The sequence below is a fragment of the Acinetobacter sp. T_3_1 genome (assembly GCF_025377055.1).
Taxonomy (GTDB): domain Bacteria; phylum Pseudomonadota; class Gammaproteobacteria; order Pseudomonadales; family Moraxellaceae; genus Acinetobacter; species Acinetobacter kookii.
The window spans coordinates 1,394-23,694 of sequence record NZ_JACHVD010000001.1 but is presented as its reverse complement, the minus strand read 5'-3'; the positions used below and the strand labels follow the sequence as shown (position 1 = coordinate 23,694).

Sequence of the window (22,301 nt, the reverse complement as noted above, 5' to 3'; positions counted from 1 at the left end):
CCCTGCTGACCTGCAACAATGCCACCATTGAAGTAATGCCCCGGATCAAGCAGCAGTAATAACGGTCCCTGAATATTGTCCTGTCCGATATTGGTCAGTTTTACATCATAGCTGACCGTACCATTCAGACGGTCAGCACGGGTTTTATCAAATTCAATGCTGACAAAGGCACTGTAGTCAGTCACTGTGGTAAATGCCGCAGTATAGACACCTTCGAGTCGGGTTTGCTTCGCACTTTGCAGATTAGATGAAACCTCAATCCGCCACTGACCTGCTGCCATATTTGGCAAGGTCAGAATTACGCTATTGGTCGCTTTATCCCATTTTACCGCTTCAGGCATCAGGGGTTGATTAACATTTTTACCCAATCCTACAAAACGGTAATTTTCAGGATTCAACACGCTTGCAACATCATTGCTGTCATTGCTGTCATTGCTGTCATTGCTGTCATTGCTGTCATTGCCATTATTGCCCAGCCACATCGCCTGATCAAAACCAAGCGTTGCATAACTTAATGGCAATGGTAAATATGCACCATCCTGAATTGAACTGGAAATAACCGTTGGGGCTTTCAACAATGCAATTTCATCAATGCTGTGGGTCTGCGCAACCAGAATGCGCTGGTCATGGGTAATCAAGATTGATTCGCCACGTGAACCACCTTTGGCTAACTGAACCGCCTGATGCTTGGCAAGGCTGATCATCCATACTGATGAATTTTCAATTTTGACCAGTGACTTGCTGTTGTTGGTCAGCTGCTGACTGTTATTCGCAGAAGCAAACAGTAAGCCTTCAAATGCCGTTCCTTTTTGACCAAATACAAGACTGTCGATTAAGCCATTTAAAGTATATTCAACTTCAGCGCGGCCTTTGGTCTTGCCTGACAACGGCATGCTGATGATATCGGTCTTGCCTAGATTGGAAAGAATATTGGCACTGGTCCAGCGTACCGCCCATAAACGACCATCCAGTGCAAAGGCCAGATCGGACACCAGCGAATTGGAGAAATGCGTCCAACGCTGACTTTCAGGGGCATTCATATCAAAAATTTCAATGCCATTGCCTGATGATACATAAATACGGTCTGTTTCAGGCTCAACGGCGAGAGCATGCGTTAACGGCTCATTCGCAGGTCCCTTGAATCTTTCAATGATCTGGCCTGTAGAATAATCGAGCAACCACAAATCGGCACCTGTCAGTACCCACAACTGACCTTTGGAATCAAGTGCCATATCCATAATTGGCTGGTCAAAGGTGAATAATGGTTTCTGCGTTGTGCCACCCTCTTCACTATAAATGAAGAGCTGATTACGGTATTGTCCTGCACTCACTAAAATACTGTGATCTGGCAATTCGATCATTGCCAGTGCACCCACTTCACCTTGACTGGTGTTAAAACCACTTGCAAAAGCATTCAGGGTAAATGGCGACAGTACTGAATTCAGGTCTGTACTTTGATTGTTATCGACTTGTCCGGCAAAGCCCTTCTGCGCTTCTGTGAACAGTGCATTATCTAAATACTCACGATCCTGAGCAGCCTGAGGCATCTGTGCAGTCTGTTGCACTGACTCATTACTGCCAATTTCAGCCAGAACCTGCTGACGGGAGCCATCGTCTGGAATAACGGCGTTACTCACCTTGGCGGTTTCCTGATTACCCGCAATATCTGTCGCAACGGCAAGGAATTCATAATATGTTCCTGCCTGACCAACAAATAAAGCTTCACCTTCGGCCTGTGTAAGCTGTTTTTTCCAGATTTTAAAATCACCGCCATTTTCTGACACATACAAAGTGACATAGCGGATACCACTCAAATCGTCCTGGGCAGTCCAGTTCACTTTATAATGCACCTGACCTGCAACCGGACTTTCCTGTGAAGTTACGTTAAGCACAGTGGCCGGACGATGATTATCCAGGACATAAGTGTAAACCTGACTATCTACCGGTGGCGTATCATTCAGATAAACACGCGCCTGGTTAACAATTTCCTCACCCGATGCCGATGTTTCTAGCGACTGAACGGTATAGCCGACGAAACCTTTATTATTTCCATCAATTTTTAATAAAGAATGCAAATCCAGTTTTGACACTTCGCCTGTCGCAGGATCAATGGCCTGAATTAACCAGTTCAATACTTTGTTTTCAGCATCTACACCGGCACTGACCCGAAGAATAAAACCAAGATTGCCAGTAAAATCAAAATCGCTGGTAAAGCTGCTGCGGTTCTCTGGAACATGAATATTAATGTCGCCAATTTTAATATCGGTCAGGCGTACGCTATAAGGATCAAGCTGTTCATCAATCTGAGAAACCAGACGAATCTGATTTAAAGAAGTTTCACTGCTATTCTGGAAACTGATTTTATATGGCAATGCGGTTTCTGCCGGCACATAAGATTTGCCATCCGTATGTGGCATAACCGAAGGCCCCTGTACACGAATCACCTCGTCATTCACTGTCGCCATTTGCTGCAAGTACTGTTTTAACGCCAGTGCCTGAGCGCCTACCGGATTGAAATCTTCATCCAACAAGCCCAGTTTACGCAGGTATTCAAGATATGACTGATCCCCTACAAATACATTGAAGTTAATAAAGTGAGGGTTGCCCTGATTGTTCAGCAATAAGTCTTCAACAGTGATATTTTCAGAGACCGGTATTTCTACCGAGTCTCCTTTATCATTAGTACGTATTTCGTAATAAGCCACCTTGGCTTTTAAAGCTTCCGGATCGCCCGCCCATTTGGAAGTATCGCCATACCATTGCTGAATCTGTTCAAAGAATGCCTTAATGCTCGCCTGTGATTTATAACTTTCACCCGCTTTAGACAATAACAGGCCAGTTGCCAGATTCGCCGTCAGACTGAGTACATTAATGTTCTCACGAATGGCCGGTGCTTCATTTTCTGGACGCAATAACCCTGCTTCCTCCAGTGCCGCAAGCCAACCTTGAATCCATTGAGTCTCATCAGCCGCCAGTGCTTTCAAGTTCATGCTGGCGGATGCATCTGCCACAATAGCATCACGCATTTTCAGTGCATGCTGAACCTGGTCCTGAATGAATTCAGCCCGGCTGATTGGTGTAGCCGCCGCGGTAATATTGAAACGGAATGCCAGTGCCATGGCTTCCTGATCAGTCAGTCGCTCTTCCGGATCAAGGAAACGTGTTGCCAGTCCAGGCTGAATTTTATTGAGATCATAAACACCATTATCCAGCAGACCTTGCGTTTTCCACTCAGGATGAATCATGTAAAGCTGTTCTCGCAGCCCTTCAAAATCCATTTCAATCCATTCTTTCAGACCCGGGTAAGTCTTCAGGCTAAAGGTAAAACCTGTAAAACCAGCAGCGTTAAAGTCAAATGCATACCCTGGAGCAAGGTTAATACCGGCAGTATTCAGTGTGCTGTCCAGACTAGCCCATGGAATATTTTGCAGCTGGCTCTGATCGGTTGGCGTTACGCCATATTGCTGGGTATTGGCCTGATCGCCATAGATAATGCCTGTAGGCTGCCCCCCCATATTTGAGCCAAAAATCAGGAATGGTAAATTCAGGCCTTCAAGCAAATACTCGTTATAGCCCATTTCTACTGCACCAATATCAATACGCACATATGGCGTATCCACATTGGTCAAGCTTTGCAATGAGATACTGTATAAAGAGCTGTTTCCTGGCTCAACACTGTTCAGTCCACCCAGACCAATAGTGACATCGGGCTCAATGGCACGCTCAACCAGATAGCGATACGCTTCAGTCACACGGTCGCCATTCGGATTGACCACTACAATGTCATACAGGCCGTGTGGCACTTCACGCAGGTCAAATACCGCACGGATATGGGTAGCATCAATCACCTGCCAGCGTTCCGGCTCAATTTCAAAGACACCCGGACGGCTTAATTTCACCAGTGCCCCGGACGCAAACTGCGCACCATAAATATCTACCGTCACCCAGCGATAATCGTCCGTACCTGTTCCGCCCTGATCTGGAGTTACTTTGGTAATGGATAACGGTAAAGTTTCGGCAATAATGCTTGCAGCCGTATTTTTCGCAGAGTTGCTTGATTTAACCAGAATATAATAGCTACCCGCTTGTGTAGTCGGCACCACGATTTCCTGATCAGGAGAGTTTGCCAGTGTATAAGCATAATCATACTGACCGCTTCCCGGTACCGCTTCATAACGGATATACAGTTCGTTGGACCCTTGAAGAGCACTTGAATCCAGGCGGACACGCAAAGTTTCGCCTTCGTTGACATCTACCTTGTATAAATAGCTGTTGCCACTGCTTAAAGTCAGGTCCGTGCTGGTATTCAGCAATAATTTTGGCACTGTCACTGCAATGCTGGTTGCAGAAGCCGTTTCGTTATTTGCTTCATTTGGCGCAACATTCAAACCGGTTTCGGTATAAATGATATTGCCTTCATAAACTTCATTATAAATATCAGGACGTATAACGATGTACCATTGTCCATCCTGAATAGCAGGAAGCATTGCCTCTACAGAACCGGTATAACTCCCCTGAGCTGTTAAACCGCCATTATGGATATAACGCCCGAGTAGAATATCCTGATTATCCCAAACATTGTCCCTCGATAAGTAAACTGCATCTGACCACTGGCCATGTGCCTGATACTCGGACTTGTTCTGCACGGTATACTGAACGCTAAGTTTTTCGCCTGTTTTCACCTGACCCGGCATCACGATGTCTGTGACTTGCAAATCGACAGGGTCTGGCTGAATAATTAATAAGGGCTGCAATGCTGCAGTAGCATTATTTAAATCGTTATCGAACTCAAATACTTTTCCTGTTGCACCATCACGATAATAAGCCGGATCCGTAATCACAAAGACGTAGTAGGTTCCCTTCATTTCTGTCGGGATCTGCGCCTGAATTGAAGCTGTATATTCAGCTTCCGCAGCCAGACCGGTTGTGTGATTGACATAGCCCAGAAGTCTGTCTTTGTTTAAATCGAGTACACGGTCTGTCGAAATATAAATCAGGTCAGTCCAGGCTTTTTGATCGGACGGTGTTTTTCCTCCCATGTTTTTTACCACATAGGAAATGTCAACTTTCTGTCCTGAAATCACACTGAGTGGGCTGTTTACCGAGACCACCTGTAAATCAGGTGGGCTGACATAATTAACATTCAGCTCTATCGTTTTTTCATTATTGCCTTCATCTTTGAATTCTAAAACAGCACCCTGATCGTATTGGCGTACCCTATCAATGGTATCCAGCGACTTACGAATTGAAGAAGGAACTGGCTCTTCCCAGTCTTTGGTGTAGTTGGTGTCAGCTTTGACAATAATGTTGAATTTTCCACCAATTGCCGATGGAAGGGTGAATATGGCCGACTGGGTATAACTTTGCCCAACCTTCAGCACATCAGCCTTGCCTTCAGCATTGTAAATCTTGGTTTGTTTGACTCTGGAGAAAACCTCAAACTCGCTACCTCGATCCACGACCGGATAGTCCGCCATATCAATGTTATCGTCCAGCGACAGGTAGATACCGTCATACCAGGATGAAACGCGGGTATCCCGGGTACCATTATTGGTGACTGTCCAGGTAACGGTAATTGTATCTCCCGCATCTGGGGCCGGATTTGAAACCTGAATATCCTGAATGACCAGATCAGGCTCACGATAAATAATATCCAGTGAAGTCTGTTTTATATTGTTGGAAACAACGCCTTTTTCAAATACGGTGGAGAGATAATGTTGAAGTGCACCATCATTCGAACTTGGCCATGATTCAGCTTCAGATGGATAATAGATTCTTCCATAATAATCAATTCTCGCATCACTGATCACATAAATATAATATTTGCCATCATAGCCGGCAGGGACATTGAACTGTCCTGTAGAGGTATAGGTCTGTCCAGACTTCAGCCCCTGAACATTCGAATGGGTAACTGAACCAATCACTGTAGAGTATTCAGACATATAGTTTGGATATGCACTAATCAGTACATAATCAGTCCAGGACTGGGTTCCAGCCCATACATCTGCCCCGCTGTTTTCTACAGTCCAAGAAATATTAACTTTTTCACCTGAATAAACCTGTGAATCTACTAGTACTTCTTTCACTGCCAGATCAGCTGGTGCGTTAACAACTTGCGAAGCAATAGATAGGCTATTGTTATCCTTGGCCTTTTCTGTACGAACCTGATTTTTCTGGTTGAGCAATTTACCTGTATTGGTTTCTACAACTAGATATAAGCCCGAAACAGACGGCGCCAGCTCAGCAATACTTTGTTCCACCGTATACGTTTCGTTATAGCCCAGTTTTCTGTTCTGGGTGAATTCCCCCAGTTTCCATTTAATCTTGGCTTTGCTTAAGTCGGCATTGTCAGCTAACCAGACTTCATCGGTCCAGCTACCTTCAAATTCGTCTGCGCGGTTTTTCACGGTATAGCTGAACTGATAAGCATTGCCGGTCTGCGTCAGTGCAGGCGCTTTCACTTCAGTTACAGTAAAGTCTGGTGGTGTATAGCCCAGAACACTGATTGCTCTTGCCTTGAAATTGTTATTATTAAATTGAGTTGGATCATCCAGGTTAATGTTGCTGGCAAGTGTATCTTCCAGAATCACATCATAAGTATCACTCCAGACGGTAATATAGTACTGCCCTGAATAGGTACCTTCTGGAATGGTGACCGTCAGATTCCCTAAATAGTCTTCCCCTATTTCAAGATGTCCAGTATGGCGAATTTCACCAAGCTTAATATCGCCTTTGGATGGATTTGGCTGACGTTTATCTACAGTTAGCCAGATACTGTCTACCCAACTATTGATACTGCTGTCATCGCCCTGAGTTTTGGCCGAGCCCTTGTTGGTTACTTTGTAGTCAACCGTAATTTTACTGCCATGAGTCACCTGATCTGGTGCAACCACATCACTAGCAACCAGGTCTGCAAATGGAACCGGTTCAACAAAAATTTTCTGTACACGGGTATTGTTGGTTTCATTTGGATATTCATCTACAGAAGATGTTTGATCCGCCACCACAATAATGTACACATCACCACGGTAACGCAGCGGAATGGTGAAATCTTCCGTCATGGTGGTATAGCTTTGCGTCGTTGCCAAAGCTGAACCACTGTTATAACGACCAATCAGGATGTCATCCGAACTGAGTTTTCCGTCCAGGGATAAATATACTGAATCTTTCCATTGGGAGGATGTCACCATTGGTCCCATGTTAGATACGGTAAATTTCGCACTGATTTTTCCACCAGCAACCACTGAATCCGGTATTTCAATATCTGTCACACGCAAGTCTGGACGTGCATTCAAGTCAACACGCAGTACACCATCAGAAACCAGTATATTGTTCTGTCTGTTGCCAGCCAGTTCATAAACCTGGTTCGCTGTATTGGTGGTGACTTCCAGACGCCAAGCCCCTTCTAGACGGGCTGGTAAACGAATTTTTTCCGTGCGGGTATATGTTTTGCCCATTTCCACACCCTGGGTATAACTGTAGTTACCCAGTGCAATGGCATTTTTGCTGTTATCTAGGGAAACCAGTCGTACTGAATCATTCCAGATCCCCGTAGCATCCTTCAGGCCAATGTTACGCACAGTCCAGCTAAATTCAATTTCCTGACCTTCAAATGCAGATTCCGGAAGAACAATATTCTCTACTGCCAAATCTGGATAATCTGCAAGCTGGATACTGGTTGATACACCGTTATGGGTGTTGTTTTTATCGTAAATAAACTCAAAAACATTATTACCATAATCGGTAGCCACATTCAGGTAATAAGTACCATTTAAGCCATCTGGCAATCGAATATTCAGGCTGTGCTCATAAACACCCCCTGATGCCAAATACCCCAAATGTTTCACAGAACCAAGTTGCCAAACTTGACCGCTACCATCTGCATTACTGCTGAGCCAGATATTGTCTACCCAGGTGTCTTTATCTGTAATGCCAATACCATGATTAGCAACCGTCCAGGAAATCTGCGTTGAAGTACCACTGTACAACTGGCCTAAATTTTCCACCTCAACATTGACAATCTGCAAATCAGCATAAGCCTTTGGCATGACATTGACTGCATGATCCGTCTTGAGTGTGTTGTTCTCTTCCAGTCCATTTTCCCAGACCTGTTTCAGGCTGTCCGTTTGTACAAAGACAAAACCATTTCGCGTGAAATTCGGACCAAAACGGTATTCTACAGATGAGATATAGGCTTCATCTTTCTGCAATGCACCATCACGCTCCACTTTACCCAGAATAATGTCATCTGCATTGCCTAAAATATTGTCGGTAGAATAGACAACCGTATCTGTCCAGGTTGTATTTATGCCTGCACCTGTTCCCATATTGGAAACCGTCCATTCCACTTTAATCAGTGCCGGATCAGCAATGGTCTGCTCAGGAACACGGATATCCTTCACCACCAAATCAGCATATAGGGCTTTGGCTATATCCAAGGACTGAAGCGCAATATTGTTCGTTTCTGCATCTTTTTCTGCATTGCTATTGCTGGCATCCGTCACAATAATCAAGCGCCATTTGCCTGACAAATCCAGCGGGAATTTATAATTCAGCACAGAAGAAACAGATGACTGACCTGCAATTTCCGTATGAATGACTTCACCAATTTTGATATCTCTGCTATCCGCGACATCATCCAGCGACAGATAAACCACATCTTTTACATTGCCAGCTTGAGCTGTACCTTGGTTATAGGTTGTCCAGGAGATTTCAATTTCCTGGCCGCCCTGCAAAATACCGGAAGTTTGAATATTGCCAGTCACCAAATCTGGACTGATCATTTCAATCAAGGTATTTGCCGTATGGCTCACAAGATTCAGCTCACGCACATAATTGCGCTCATCTGAAATGACTTCCAGCTTCCACTGTCCCAAAGCAATATTCGGCACAGTAAATGTGACTTCCTGAACGACTTTTCCATCCTTCACAATATTTCTGTTAAATGATGATGGCGAGATTGAAAGAGTACGAGTTTCGCCAGGATTATTGACATTCACCAGACGCACGCTGTCATAGACTAAACCGGTGAAATCGGCCGTTCCGGTATTATGCAGCGTATAAGACAACTTGATCTGCTGGCCGGATTGCCATTGTGACTGTACCTGAATATCCGACACCTGAATGTCTGGAAGTTTTTCACCTTCAAGAGATAACGGCGCGGAGACCACAGTATTGTTAGCGGTGTGTTCCGGCTCATAGGCAGCACCATAACTGTCAGTTTTGACGAAAATATAGTATTGTCCCAGCGCTTTATTCAGAGAGAAATCCAGATAAGCTTCATATGATTCACCAGTCGCCAAAGCTCCCGCACGTGTCACTGAACCTAAGGTTGTTGCTGTGGAATCAAATACAGATTTAGTCGAGATATAAACTGTGTCTACCCAACGGTTAATGTCGGTACTCAAGTTTCCGTTATTGCTGACTTTCCATACAATTCGGCCTGATTCATTCATTCCAAGCGTGGCTGGAGATGAAATAATTTCCGGAACCAGATCTGTAAAGGTTTTGACAATATTAAACTTGGCTGAAATAGCCTGATTGTTCGCTCTAGTGTCAGGCTCCTTGACACTTTGATTCACATCGCTAGTGACAGCAAGATAATACTGTCCTTCAATACGCGTCGGAATTTTAACGGAGACATTTTGTTGATAGTTTTCACCCGAGTTTAACTCTTTCACCCGATTAAAACTGGCCAAAATAATATCGTCAGCATTGCCAATAACCGAATCACGGCTCAAGACAATTCGGTCTACCCATTGTCCTTCAGCGACCTTGTCACCAAGGTTACTGACCGTCCATTGAATCTGGGCAGCATCACCCGAACCGATCTCTGTCGGTACAATAATGTTGGAAACGGCCAAATCGGCATACGTTCTGGCTGTCGAGCTAAAGGCTGTAGTCTGGCTGTTATTGGTTTCGGCATTACCTGAAGCATTGACTTCATAAATCACGCCCTGACCGGTAATGTTACTGTCAGCAACCACTTCTATAATGAACTGACCAATACCGACAACACCTTCAGGCATGGTAAAACTGAAACTGCGGTCACGCGTTTCACCTGCCAGTAGTGGCAATGCAGCATCCCCGTTAAATGCCACAGCAAAATTCAATACAATCTGACCCGCACTGCCATCTGCATTTTTGGCACGGATAACAATTCGGTCTTGATAGTTTTGAGGTGTTGCCACACTGCCTTGGTTTACATCTTGCCAGTGGACCGTGACCAGATCGCCTGCCTGAATTTGTGACTGCATCAGCTGTAAATTCTGAACAATCAGATCTGGCCCGGCGCTTACTGTAATGCGGGCTTCATTGTCATTTTCCAATGAACCTTGTGAACTGTATTCTGCAATAGTATTTAATGCATCTACCTTAACCTTGATTGCAAATTGCCCAATTGCATGTACATCGGATGGCCAGATAAAGTCAAAGCTACGCTGGAGATGGCTATTCGCACCCAGACTTTGTTCAGTCATGAAGACTTCTTCGCTGACAACGACCGCTCCCGTAGTAAGATTGATAATCTCAACACGTTCCACCCAGTTGCCCTGAGCTGCCACCTGACCTAAATTTTTAACATTCCAGTTGAGCGTAACAGTCTCGCCTGCCTGCCAGTTAAGTGCTGGAGATAACGCTAACTGTTCTACCGTTAAATTAGGATAGTTTCTTAATCCACTGCTGAACGCTGAAGACGTCTGGTTATTTTTTCTGGTTTCGACGGTTTCTTTTTGATGATTATAAAAATCTGCCTCGACAATAATTTCAAAATCGCCCGCCCCTAAATTTCCTTCCGGAAGCTTAATCAAAGCGCTACGAATCACCAATTGCTGAGCCAGGATACTGCCTTGCTGCTGTTCAGAATAAGACACCAGACTTTCAGCAACAATTTCGCCTGTATCTTTATGTTTAACCAAAATACGGTCGGTAAAATCACCAAATGTGCTGATGTCACCCGTATTGGTGAGCGTCCACTGAATCTCAAGCTGACTTCCTGACTGAATGGCATTGCCGTCGGCACTCTGCACACTCAGATTTTGTGCAGCCAAATTAACCCGAGGCTTATTTTCAGTATCAATGACTATAGGATTGGATGGTGCATGTACATACACTGCCATACGGAATGGCAATTCAATATCGCTACGATTTAACTCATCAAACAAGATACGGTACTGACCAGACACCGTCGCAACAAACTCTGAACCCAGGTTATTGATATCATTTCTGGAAATGACTTGCTGACGACCATATGGGTCAATCACTATAAGCTTGGTCGTATAGTTCTGTTTCCACTGTCCATTGTAATAGCCATAGCTTTGTGTAATTAACTCATCAAAATCGATAAATATACGATCCCCGGCATTTGCCTCAATCTGATATGCCAATAGCTCGCCTTCAGGTTTAAGACGGTCTTCAACAATCTGGCCACTGCTCAACTGTTGAACCTGTTTTAAATCTAAAAGTTTAAAACCATAAGCCTGCTGGATAAATGACGTTGTTTTAACCTTGACGGTATAAATACCTGCGTTAAGTGATAAAATGCTGCTATTAATGAGGTAATTAGAATAATCAGAAAAAACCACGCTGCCATTATGATCAATAACGGTAAATAAAATATTTGAGTCAGTTGCAGCTAATAAATCAAAGAGTATTGTTGATTTTTCATTTATTTGCAGATGGTATGTCATTTCCTGATTTGCAGCATTTAAAAGACCTGATGTTTTGTCATTTAAACGCAGCTGAGGAATATTCGTTAAATTGATACTATCCAGCTGGAACGAAACAGAACCTGAATATTGATAATATTCCGAATTGTACCCATTCGATATATCATCGAAAACAATATAATAATGCCCACCATGTTTCAGGCTAATCAAAGAACCATCCTGTGAGGAACTCAGATTGTTTCCAGCAACAGTTTGACCATATTCATTGACAATTCTATAGAGTGGCGTAGTTCCAGACACTTGTCCAAGACTATTGAACTGTATGGTTTGACCAGCTTCTGCATAAAATTTAAATACACGGTTGGCTGTTGCATTTTTTGAATAATTGAGGGTTACAGATTGACCTTGCTGAATCTCTGTTGCCTGAGCTGACAGATTGCTCCATTTGAACTGGATATTTTCTGCATACGATGTATTGCTGACGATATATTTATACACACCCGCTTTTAAATAATAAGCAGCATTAAAGCCTGTGCCCACCACTCTTGTTTGCGAGTCGAGTACAGAAACTTGATAATTATATGAAGAGTTATAAGTTGACTGGATGCGGTCCAAATAATATAGACCATCAGTGTTTACTTCAAAATAAAATTCCTGCGATGAATTTGCATTGATACTGCCAGACCAGTTTTCTGTAGAAGTAATACTGTCAGGAATGGCAATCTGCTCAGTAAACTGAGTAATTGGACGAATAAAGCCAGACTGACGGCTAAACCCAACAGTATTTGTTCCAGTATATGCATCCTTAGTATTTATTCCTGTTAACGGGTTATAACTATTATTCTGATAGCCGCTTAATCCAATATAATAAATACCTGTTGTGGTAGCGGTATAATAATAACTGCTACCTGCATATTGCGTAGAATAAACAACGTTACCTGCCGAATCAAAAATTCGTGTAAGGAAGTTACTATTTGTATATGAGGTGATATTTAAACGCTCACCTGCAACCAGCATAATCTGATATAAGTCGACATCTTTATTGGTATTTAACCCATCACCAATAGTAGTCGTAATTTTAAACTGTGTATCCGTTTTAAAATTTAGCTCTTTAGCTGTAGCAAAGGTATCCCCGGCATCGTTGCTTGCTGACAGATTCACCTTGGTCCGGTTCAGCGTAATACTTTGTGTGCCAGCATTATTATTTTTGAGTTCCAGATAATAAATACCGGTTAAAGCAGCAATATGCTGTACAGCACCCGCTGCTCCTGCAACCAATTCATTTCCAGATGCATCCAATAGACGGATTTGTCCTGCTTGAGCATCAGAAAGCATTGCATTAAACGTATCACCCTGATTCAGCACAAATCTGTACAGATAAGGCTGATTGATGACAGGCTGAATAATGTCCATTTCAGTCTGACCATTTTGCAGGAACACTTCCTGAGCAGTATTTAAGGTCTGACCTGCATGACTATACACACCTGTTAGATCAATACGGGCATCAAACTGTAATGTAGCTGCCTGATCACTATTTGAATTGACTCTTAATGAATAATGTCCAGCAGCAAGATAAACTCGTGCAAGTCCATTCGTAGACGGCAAGTTGTTATAACTGAAAAGCTGATTGTTATTTTGATTCCACAAGGACACTGCAAGGCTGGTATTGCTCGAAGCGACATTCTCCAGAATCAGCCAACCTTCATTCCCCATGCTAAAGCTGTATTCAGCCTGATCAGACCGTTTGGACATAGAAAGATTGACGTTTTGTCCGGACTGTAATGGGGCCAGAATATTTAAAACAGGTACAACTTGTACGTTGAAGGCATTCACTGTACTTATGCCTGATCTTCCAACGACTAGGTAAGCTCGATTGTTAGGGGCTACAAATGTAGTGCTGCTACTATAATCATTGCCTGAAATTAAAACCTGCCCATTCGTATCTACAACCTGATACCAAAGGTTGGTACTGGTCGTAAAATCAAGACTGTACTTTTGACCTGGCTGCGTATTCAATTCAATGAATGCCAGATTCTCACCAATTTTCAATTCTGAGCTAATATTGTCAATACTGCTCACTGCCAACGATTTAGCAATATAATCAATCAACTTAAATGAATAATTAGGGGTGGAGGCATTATATCCCTTGAATACAAAACGGTAATTGCCTGCTGCTAAGTATTGTACCGAATAAGCATTTGAACCAACGAGCGTGCCATCTTCACGAAGAATACTAAAATTTGCATTACTCCCTAATCCAACATCTAAAATAAATGCTGTCGGTTCATCCAAGCGGAGTGCATAAGTATGGACATCGCCACCTTTGGTAATCTGACCCGAGATCTGATCACCAATCTTAATAGTTTGCACCTGCTCAACAGGTTTGGTCACCGAAATGGACGTTGTTCTTGCCGTTGTAGATGAATACCCCCAAACAACTAGAACATACTTGCCAGATTGTTTAAGTGTATATTTTTGTGCGCTATCACTATTTCCATATTGATTAGACGACACCACTTTAGTGCCTGAAGGATCATATAATTCCCAGCGAATATCCTGATAATTCACACCTGTATTTCGCAAATCAATCAGCCAGGTTTCACCTGCTTGCCCAGTCAATGTTTGCACATTTGCTGTTTGACTATTGTCAACATTCATTGTCAACAAGTGGTCTATTTGAATTTCACCAGCAGTGGTGTCCAGCAAATCGACTAAAGAGAAAGCATAATTTCTAGTATAATCGCTATAAGAAGAAACGGTAATCTCATAATTACCTAATTCCAATTCTAAATAATCACCATTATTAACATATCCATTATAGATATTATTCCCAGTATCTTTGTTTTTAATGATTAAATAAGCATCCTCATTATATCCAATCATCTTAAATACAGATTCTTGAGCAATATTAATACTGTAATGCTGTTCACTACCATAACCCAACAAACTACCAGAAACTATAGCACCGGTAGATATCTCAATATTTTTTTGTTTTTCAAGTAAGCTAAAAGAGTAATTACCTGTGAGGTTATAATTATTATAATTGAAAGGTCGAATATAATAATAACCAGTCTGATTAATAGTTAACCCAGAACCGTAACTATAATAATAAGGGGTATTGAATTTTACCACAGCCCCATTTTCATCATAAATCACCAGACCATTATAAGTATAGGAATCCTTATAAAAATCATAAATTTTATTTTTATCCAGATAAACTTTAAAGATTTTATCCGGTATCCCATTATTCAATGTTACAGAGGTCTGAGTATTAAGAATCAAATCAACTAATTGATTGACTACCGTTGTTTTAAAGCTAAATAAATTCGCAGTATCATTTGGATTATTAGTATTGCTGACAGTCAGTGTATAGGTATCAGCTGCCAACATATAAAGACCATAATTTGGATTTACAATTTGACCTTTACTGTTTTTAATTTGATAAGAATTACTTGCACTGGTTAAGGACAGCTGTTCAAGCTTCAAAGCAGTCAATTGAGCTAATGTAAACGTATACGTTTGCAGCTGATTAAGCCCGATAAACTGATCATTCACAATTTGATTAAGCTCAATCACTTTCGGCTGTAAAATTTCTTGAGCAATAAAATCGAGTTTGTAATCAACCTGAGTATTACTTGAATTTTCAACTAATAGAATGTACTGGTTGCTCACGCCTTGAGCCGGCAGGGACTGATACACAGACCAAATACTGTCACTGGAGAGTTTTTTCCCATCCTGACTATATAAAGTATATCGTAATGCCGACAAATTCTGCGCTGAGGAATAATGGCGCAACCAATACTCGGCATTGCTATCTATCTGCAAATTAAAAAATTGATAACCGCCATTCGCATTTAATGTTGCAACAGCTGTTTCACTGTGCTCAATATTTGCAATTTCTGATTGATTTTGAATAACAAATTGAAGATTTTTCCCAGCTAATTTATTAGACAATTCAATTTTATATTGCCCGGACTTCAACCAGAATGCTTCAAGTGCCTGACCAGTTGCCGTATTTAAAGTCCGTGGCGTGCCTTCGAAAATAAAGCCATCCGAGCCTGTTATTTTCAAATATTGATAGGCTGACTCGGTAAAATCAAAACGGATAAAACCATCTGCTAATGTGCTGAACTCAAATGCAAGCTGATCATTTAGCTCACTTTCAGCTATAGCCACCGTCTGATCAAGACTTATAGCTTCACTAACAACGGATTGAGTGACCTTATTTTCCTTAACAACCTTAAACTGAATATTTTCCTGAATGTCAAAACCGGCATTTTTAACTGAAATATAAAAATATGGCTGTGTTTTGATTAATTCGAGAATCTGATTTTCATCATTATAATCAGGATAAATTCGCTCACCATCCTGAGTCCAGAAATCAAATTGAAGATCATAATGTTCTGAAATAAGATTAAAAATAAACTGGTTATAATTTTCTGTATATACAGCAAAGTAGTCCTGATACACGCGATAGAGTTTCGACTCTCCTGCCGCCAGCTGATCTATTGTCGTATCAGTATCTGTAAGCAGATTCACTGCCTGAGATGCAGGTATTACATTGAAAGCTACATACCCTGCCTGCCACTGCGAACGTAGCAGCAACTTATATGTACCTGCCGTGAAATAAACCGATGACAGACCGGTATCACCGCCATATTCCACACCACGTGCCTGCATTGGCTCAGAACTAAACCACTCACTTTGCAGACCAGGACCTATTAATTGCCATTGCAAAGCTGTAGAATTCGAAAACTCAAGAAAATATGCTCCCGAATTTTCAATCGTTAAAATAACTTCCTGATCCTGATATTCAGCTACGAAGTCAAGCTCCTGCGCTGTTCTTTCATTTGGGCTTACTAAAAGCTGAATTTGCTTTGGTAGTTTTAGAAGAACCAGTTCAGTTTCTAATTGATTATAATTTTCAACGATCAGCCAGTACTTACCACCCAATTCTGACAATGCCAATTTTGATGTTTGATAATAATATTGATCATCTAACTGATGACCATTTTCATCAATTAATTTAAATCTTAAATTACCAGTTTCCTGATGATTGAGTTCAGCAATATCAATCCAGTAATTAAATTCAGCATCAGCATTCAGTTCAAAGATCTGAAAATACTCGCTTTCAATTAAGTTTGGATTATCTATAGATAATGGTTTAGCTTCACTCTGCTGTGCCAGATTAAAGATCAAATCATAGCCATTTACAGATATATACTGAAAATCGAATTGAAGAGCATATTGACCAGCTTCCAGGAAATATAATCCACCATTCATATCTGCTGAACGAGTTACATACTCCCATTCACCATTTAAAACACTATAAAGATTAGAGGAATAAGGCAATGGCGAATTCACATCTAGTGCATACCAGCCCGTCTGCTCAACATTAAAATTGAAATACATTCCATTATAAAGATCCGCATCTGAAATATGGTTTTCAGTATTCAGATCAAGCTGCGTAATTTTGTCTTTTATAATAAAATTAATATTCTCAATAAGATCTGCTGAGATATTCGAAATGGTCAAATAAAGTGAGCTTGACTGATCCGAATATGGGTAAATTTGAAATACCTGTGCAAGATCATAATAGGAATTAATGTGGTAACCATCTTCAGTCCACAAATCAAGCTGAATGCCGGAAAAATGACTCAACCCTTTAAATATCAATTCATCTTCAGCATCCATTGCCAGTTTATAGAACACTGTTTCATTTGTAGCCAGAGAATCAAGCAAAACTTCATTATTCTTGATAACCTGATTTTGTATCTGCGAAACAGGGATAATATTAAACTGATATGCTGTTTCTAGCCGCTCAGCATTATTGATGATTAAATGATAAACCCCCTGTCTTAAATACAGGCTATTCACCCTGTCATTATTATCATAATATAAAGATGGACCTGTTAAACTCCAGCCTAGGACATCTGCACCCTGTTCTTGGGAAATAAAATAAGTGCCATCCTGCTGAATATTCAGCGTAATTACCTGATGTTCCAAATCAGCCGTGATTTTATCATTGATTGAAACAGTGGCATCAATACTTACTGAAATTGTAGAAACTACAGGAATCACAGAGGTCGTGCTATCCTTCTCTTCCAGCTTAATGGATAGATTTTGCGCTAATTCCTGCTGCTCATTCCAAATGACCAGAATATATTCTTCTTGACCATAAAGTTTTTGTAGTTGAATGGCTTCGGATGATAAATATCCTGAATTCCATTCAATACCATCGCTGGTATAAAGACGGAAATAAGCTCCCGCCGTCTCTGTCAGCAACTGTAATTGATAGTCTTTGGCATCGGCAAGATGAACAGAATACGTCTGATAACCAAAATTCGACTGTAGATCCAGCTCAACTGCCTGATTTACTTCAAGCTGTGGTAACTGAGCATTAGCATGCAGAGTGAATTGGAAAATATTCGCTTCATCCAATGCCTCCCCATCATTTTCAACACCTTCAGCCAGTAAATTCGGCCTGTTGTATCCCGAACCGCCTTGAAACTCAAGCTTATACGCTCCTGCTTGTAAATAAATGGTATGAAATGCTGTCTGACTTTGATAATTGACATATTCAGGCCAGCCATCGAATACCCAACCCGATTCATTACTAATACTTAATTCAGCATAATAACGATTGTCGAATTCCAGGGTTACCCAACCATCTTCAAGTACATCAAATAAAAATACAGGTTCATTTGACAGGTCATCATAACTAAATTGTTGTTTTTGGTTTAAATTAATACCCAGGTTTTTATTTTTGGATTCAAAAACAATATTCTGAATATCTTCAAAAGCATAATTATGAATAGCTAGATAAATATAATCTGCCCCTGCATTCAATCTAAATGGATATTCAAGATCATAAAAATGATTATATGAATATCCATAGTCATCAAATACGCTTAAAGATAAGTCTGATTGCTCTGTCTTAAGTTTAAATTGCAGATCCCCATATACCGAATATGGTATTTTAAACCATGCTGTACCATATGCCTCAATTGCAGGAATAGACCACTCAGGATCAATTTGATTCAGTTCAACAATATCAGTAGCAGCTTTAATTTTAAGTAATAATGCTGCATCCGCACTCCATTGAGAATGCAATATAATTTTATGTGTGCCTTGACTTAAATAATAAGATTGAATTTGATGGCTTGAGTTTTCATAATTATTAAGTTGATTTTGTTCTACAGCAGCATATGCTTCTGAGAGAGAACCATTGGACTGCTGGTCATTGATAATAATTTCTAACCATGCCCCATTGAGATAACTATAATCAAAGTAATATAAACCGGCCTGACTAACTTGAAGTTCGATTTCCTGATCTTGATATGACCTCATAAAAGAATAATCAATCGAGTCAGTTATACTCATATTGATGACTTTCTCAACACCAACCAATCTCAAGTCTAATGGCAGATTATCATCATTAGATTCAATAATCAGGATATAGTCCTTTATCCATTCTTTTTTAGGCAGGTAAATTTTTTCTGAACTAAAATTACCACTTACAATTTCAAAACCATCTTGACTTAATACTTTAAATTTAGCCGTGCTAAAACTATTATCAAGTTTTAAATAATATTCTGAGTTAGCATCCATATTAAAATGATAAATCTGGATACCATTACTGTTATTTAAATCAATCTGTGTTGTTACATTCGTACCTAGTTTCGAATATTGATTGATATCACGAATATTAAACTCAAATACAGTGTTTTTAATTTTATTTTTAAATTCAATAAAATACTGACCTGCAATCAACCATTGTCCTGTTACTTTTAAAGCGTCAGCTGAAATAATTTCGCCAGCAGGCCCAATAATTACAACTTCTTCATAAACATTTTGAACAAACTCAAAACTAACAAAACTATCCTGTTCAAGCGCAAGACTGTAATTAATATTTCTTGGTAAATCTTTTGCCTGCTGAACCACATTTTCATTTAGTGCAATATTCTTAACAACATTTACCGGGTGCAGGTATTGGTTTTTTTGATATTTTAGAGTGATGTCCTGTATGCTTTCATATAAACTTTTATTTACAACAGAAATATAAATTTTATTTTGCTTATAATCCTGATAAACATTTGTTCCATCAGTTAAGTTCTTAGCAAGCAGTTGACCATACTGATCCCAAACAGAAATACTTAAATCAGGATGGGTAGTATTTAAATTAAAAGTATATTCATCCAGATAACTAGAATCAATTGCATATACAACGGATTCGCCTGCAGCAAGTATACCTATTGTATAATCTTGATCTGGAGTTATAGTTGCTAATGATTTGGCAGAGACAACTTCAAGATCGTATTCACCCTCCAAATCATAATTCGAAATACTAAACTGGTATTTTCCTTCAGTCAGATAAACTGCCTGTGGTGTAGACTCCCCTTGAGAAAATTCATTATTCCAGTTAAGATTCTCTACACCAGGACCATTTAATACCCATGAAGCATTCAACAAGTTCTTTTCAGGATAAATGAAATATGTACCCGCCTCTGTTACAGTTAATTCAACTTCATGGATATTTGCCACACCATTAAAGTTAAATTGCAGTTTGGTATTTTCTTGAAGTTCAACCTGCTGAGTCGTTTTATTTGAGAAACCTAATATATATGAATAATATGAGGCATTGTTCAGTGATGAATTAATCCAGACATAGTATTCTTCATTTTGACTCAGTTTTTGCTGTATAAGCCCCGGTTGGCTTATAGCAGTATCAAGAACAATATTACCATACCGGTCAAGTAAATATACTTTAGGGATATCAGATGCATTTAATTCAATACTTACATTGAGAGTCCCTCTACTCCCGGCATATCCTCCGCTATTTTCATAATATGGACTATAGTTCCTGTTACCATAAGAACTAAATGCCAGATAATATTCACCACCTTGGTTAAATCTATAACTAAGTGGAGAGTCATCAGCTGATGTTACAATATAGCCATTCTTATCAAATACTTTTAAATATCCATCAAAACCATAACTATTGGGGGTTGAAATTTTAATTAAATCACCGTTTTTTACTTGTATTTTATAAAAATCGACATCTGCATAGTTTGAATTATTATCACCAATAGTAACTTGAACTTGCTTATTTCTAATAAAATCAAGTTGTTTTGCATTATATATAGAACCGCCCACATCGGTATAAGTATAATTAACTGGTGCTGATGCTATATATTTTATTTTAATTGCTACTTTTTCTATTTTACTGTTCTCAACAGTATCAGTAATATTATAGCTCTCGCTTAGATTAGAGCTAACACCTAAATAATAAATACCACTGTTTAGTACAGAAAAATCTAAATCATTACTTTCCGATTTCGCAACTTCTTCACCATTTTCATTAAATATTCTGATTAATGCATCTTCTCTATTTTTCTCCAAGTAAATTTTGTCATTTTTATTTAATACTAATTCGTATAGTTCAATGCCTTGTTCTGAAAATCCAGCTCCAATTGTTTTTTCAGAAATTCCTTCCAGATTTAAATATTTTGCGTTGTAAATATTTGTTGCGTAGAATTCAGAAATAAGTCCCAATAAATCAGAATTTTCAGCATTTACTTTTATAAAGCTCGATGCATTTCCATTATTATTAAAAATTAAATTTTTATTGTTTTCATCAATTACAGCATCTACTTGAGCACTGCTCTTTAACTTAAAGTCAATTTCACCTTGAACTGTACTTAAACTATTGATGAATAGTACATATGTCCCCGCATTTAAAAATTGCGGTGCTGTTTCCGTATCACTTTGATTTGTGCTCTTATTTGAAAAAACTGTATTGCCAATACTGTCTTTAATGAGCCATTCCGTGTTTTCAAGCCCCGTCGTGAGCTGGTCAAAACCAATCCACTGATTCTGCTCAAGGGTAAAGCTATACTGTGTGGACTGAAAAGGCTTGTTAAAATTAACAGTTGTTTTTTCATTCAAATTCAATGCAATAACTTCAGGTTTCGAAGCATGTAGTATAAATTGGCTTTCAAGACTGTTTTGGCTGTCATTCCCCTCAATAGATAACCAGTAAGTTCCTCCAGTTAGCGCCTCAAAACCTTGATAATCTGATGTATTCAGACGATTTTTTATAAGATTGGCATTTGGATCAAAAATACTCCAGGTAGCATTACTTGTTTGGCTTTCAAAAAATACACGATCGCCCTGACTTAACTGCACCTTATATAAAACTGCTTGACTGGAAGGACTAAGTATTAGTTCTGTTTGTTCATTTAAATTCAGGCTAACAGCAGCACTCTCCCCCAGCATTCTGAATGTATAATTGCCTGTTTGATCATTATCCCCATCAACACTTAATTGATAAGTATCTGGCATAAGGTCGAGAAATTTATGACTGTCTTGTTCAAGCTGAACAGCCGAGAAATTTTGCCCCAATTCCTTACCTTTCAGAGACCAGTTAAATTTGCTCCCTTCCACCCCATCAAAGAAAAATTTTGTTTTTTCGGTAATGACGAATTCGTACTGCTTCTGCTCACCCGGTTTTTCAATATTACCGTTTATTTCATAAACCCCTGGCATTAAGTCAGCTGATAAGAGTAATTTTGGTTCCAGCTGCTCAATTGTCCACATTTGTTCCTGAGCTGTGTGCTTGCTATTACGACTCAT

1 protein-coding gene (cut by a window edge) is annotated in these 22,301 nt (G+C 40.1%); it reads right to left on the bottom strand.

The annotated features are described in order from the left end of the window. A protein-coding gene (locus H4I94_RS00020) for a tandem-95 repeat protein (RefSeq protein WP_261180861.1) crosses the window boundary here: on the bottom strand, positions 1-22,301 show its 5' portion. Its footprint begins 16,690 nt before the window's first position; the window shows 22,301 of its 38,991 coding nt (coding positions 1-22,301); it begins with the start codon at positions 22,299-22,301; the stop codon falls past the left edge of the window.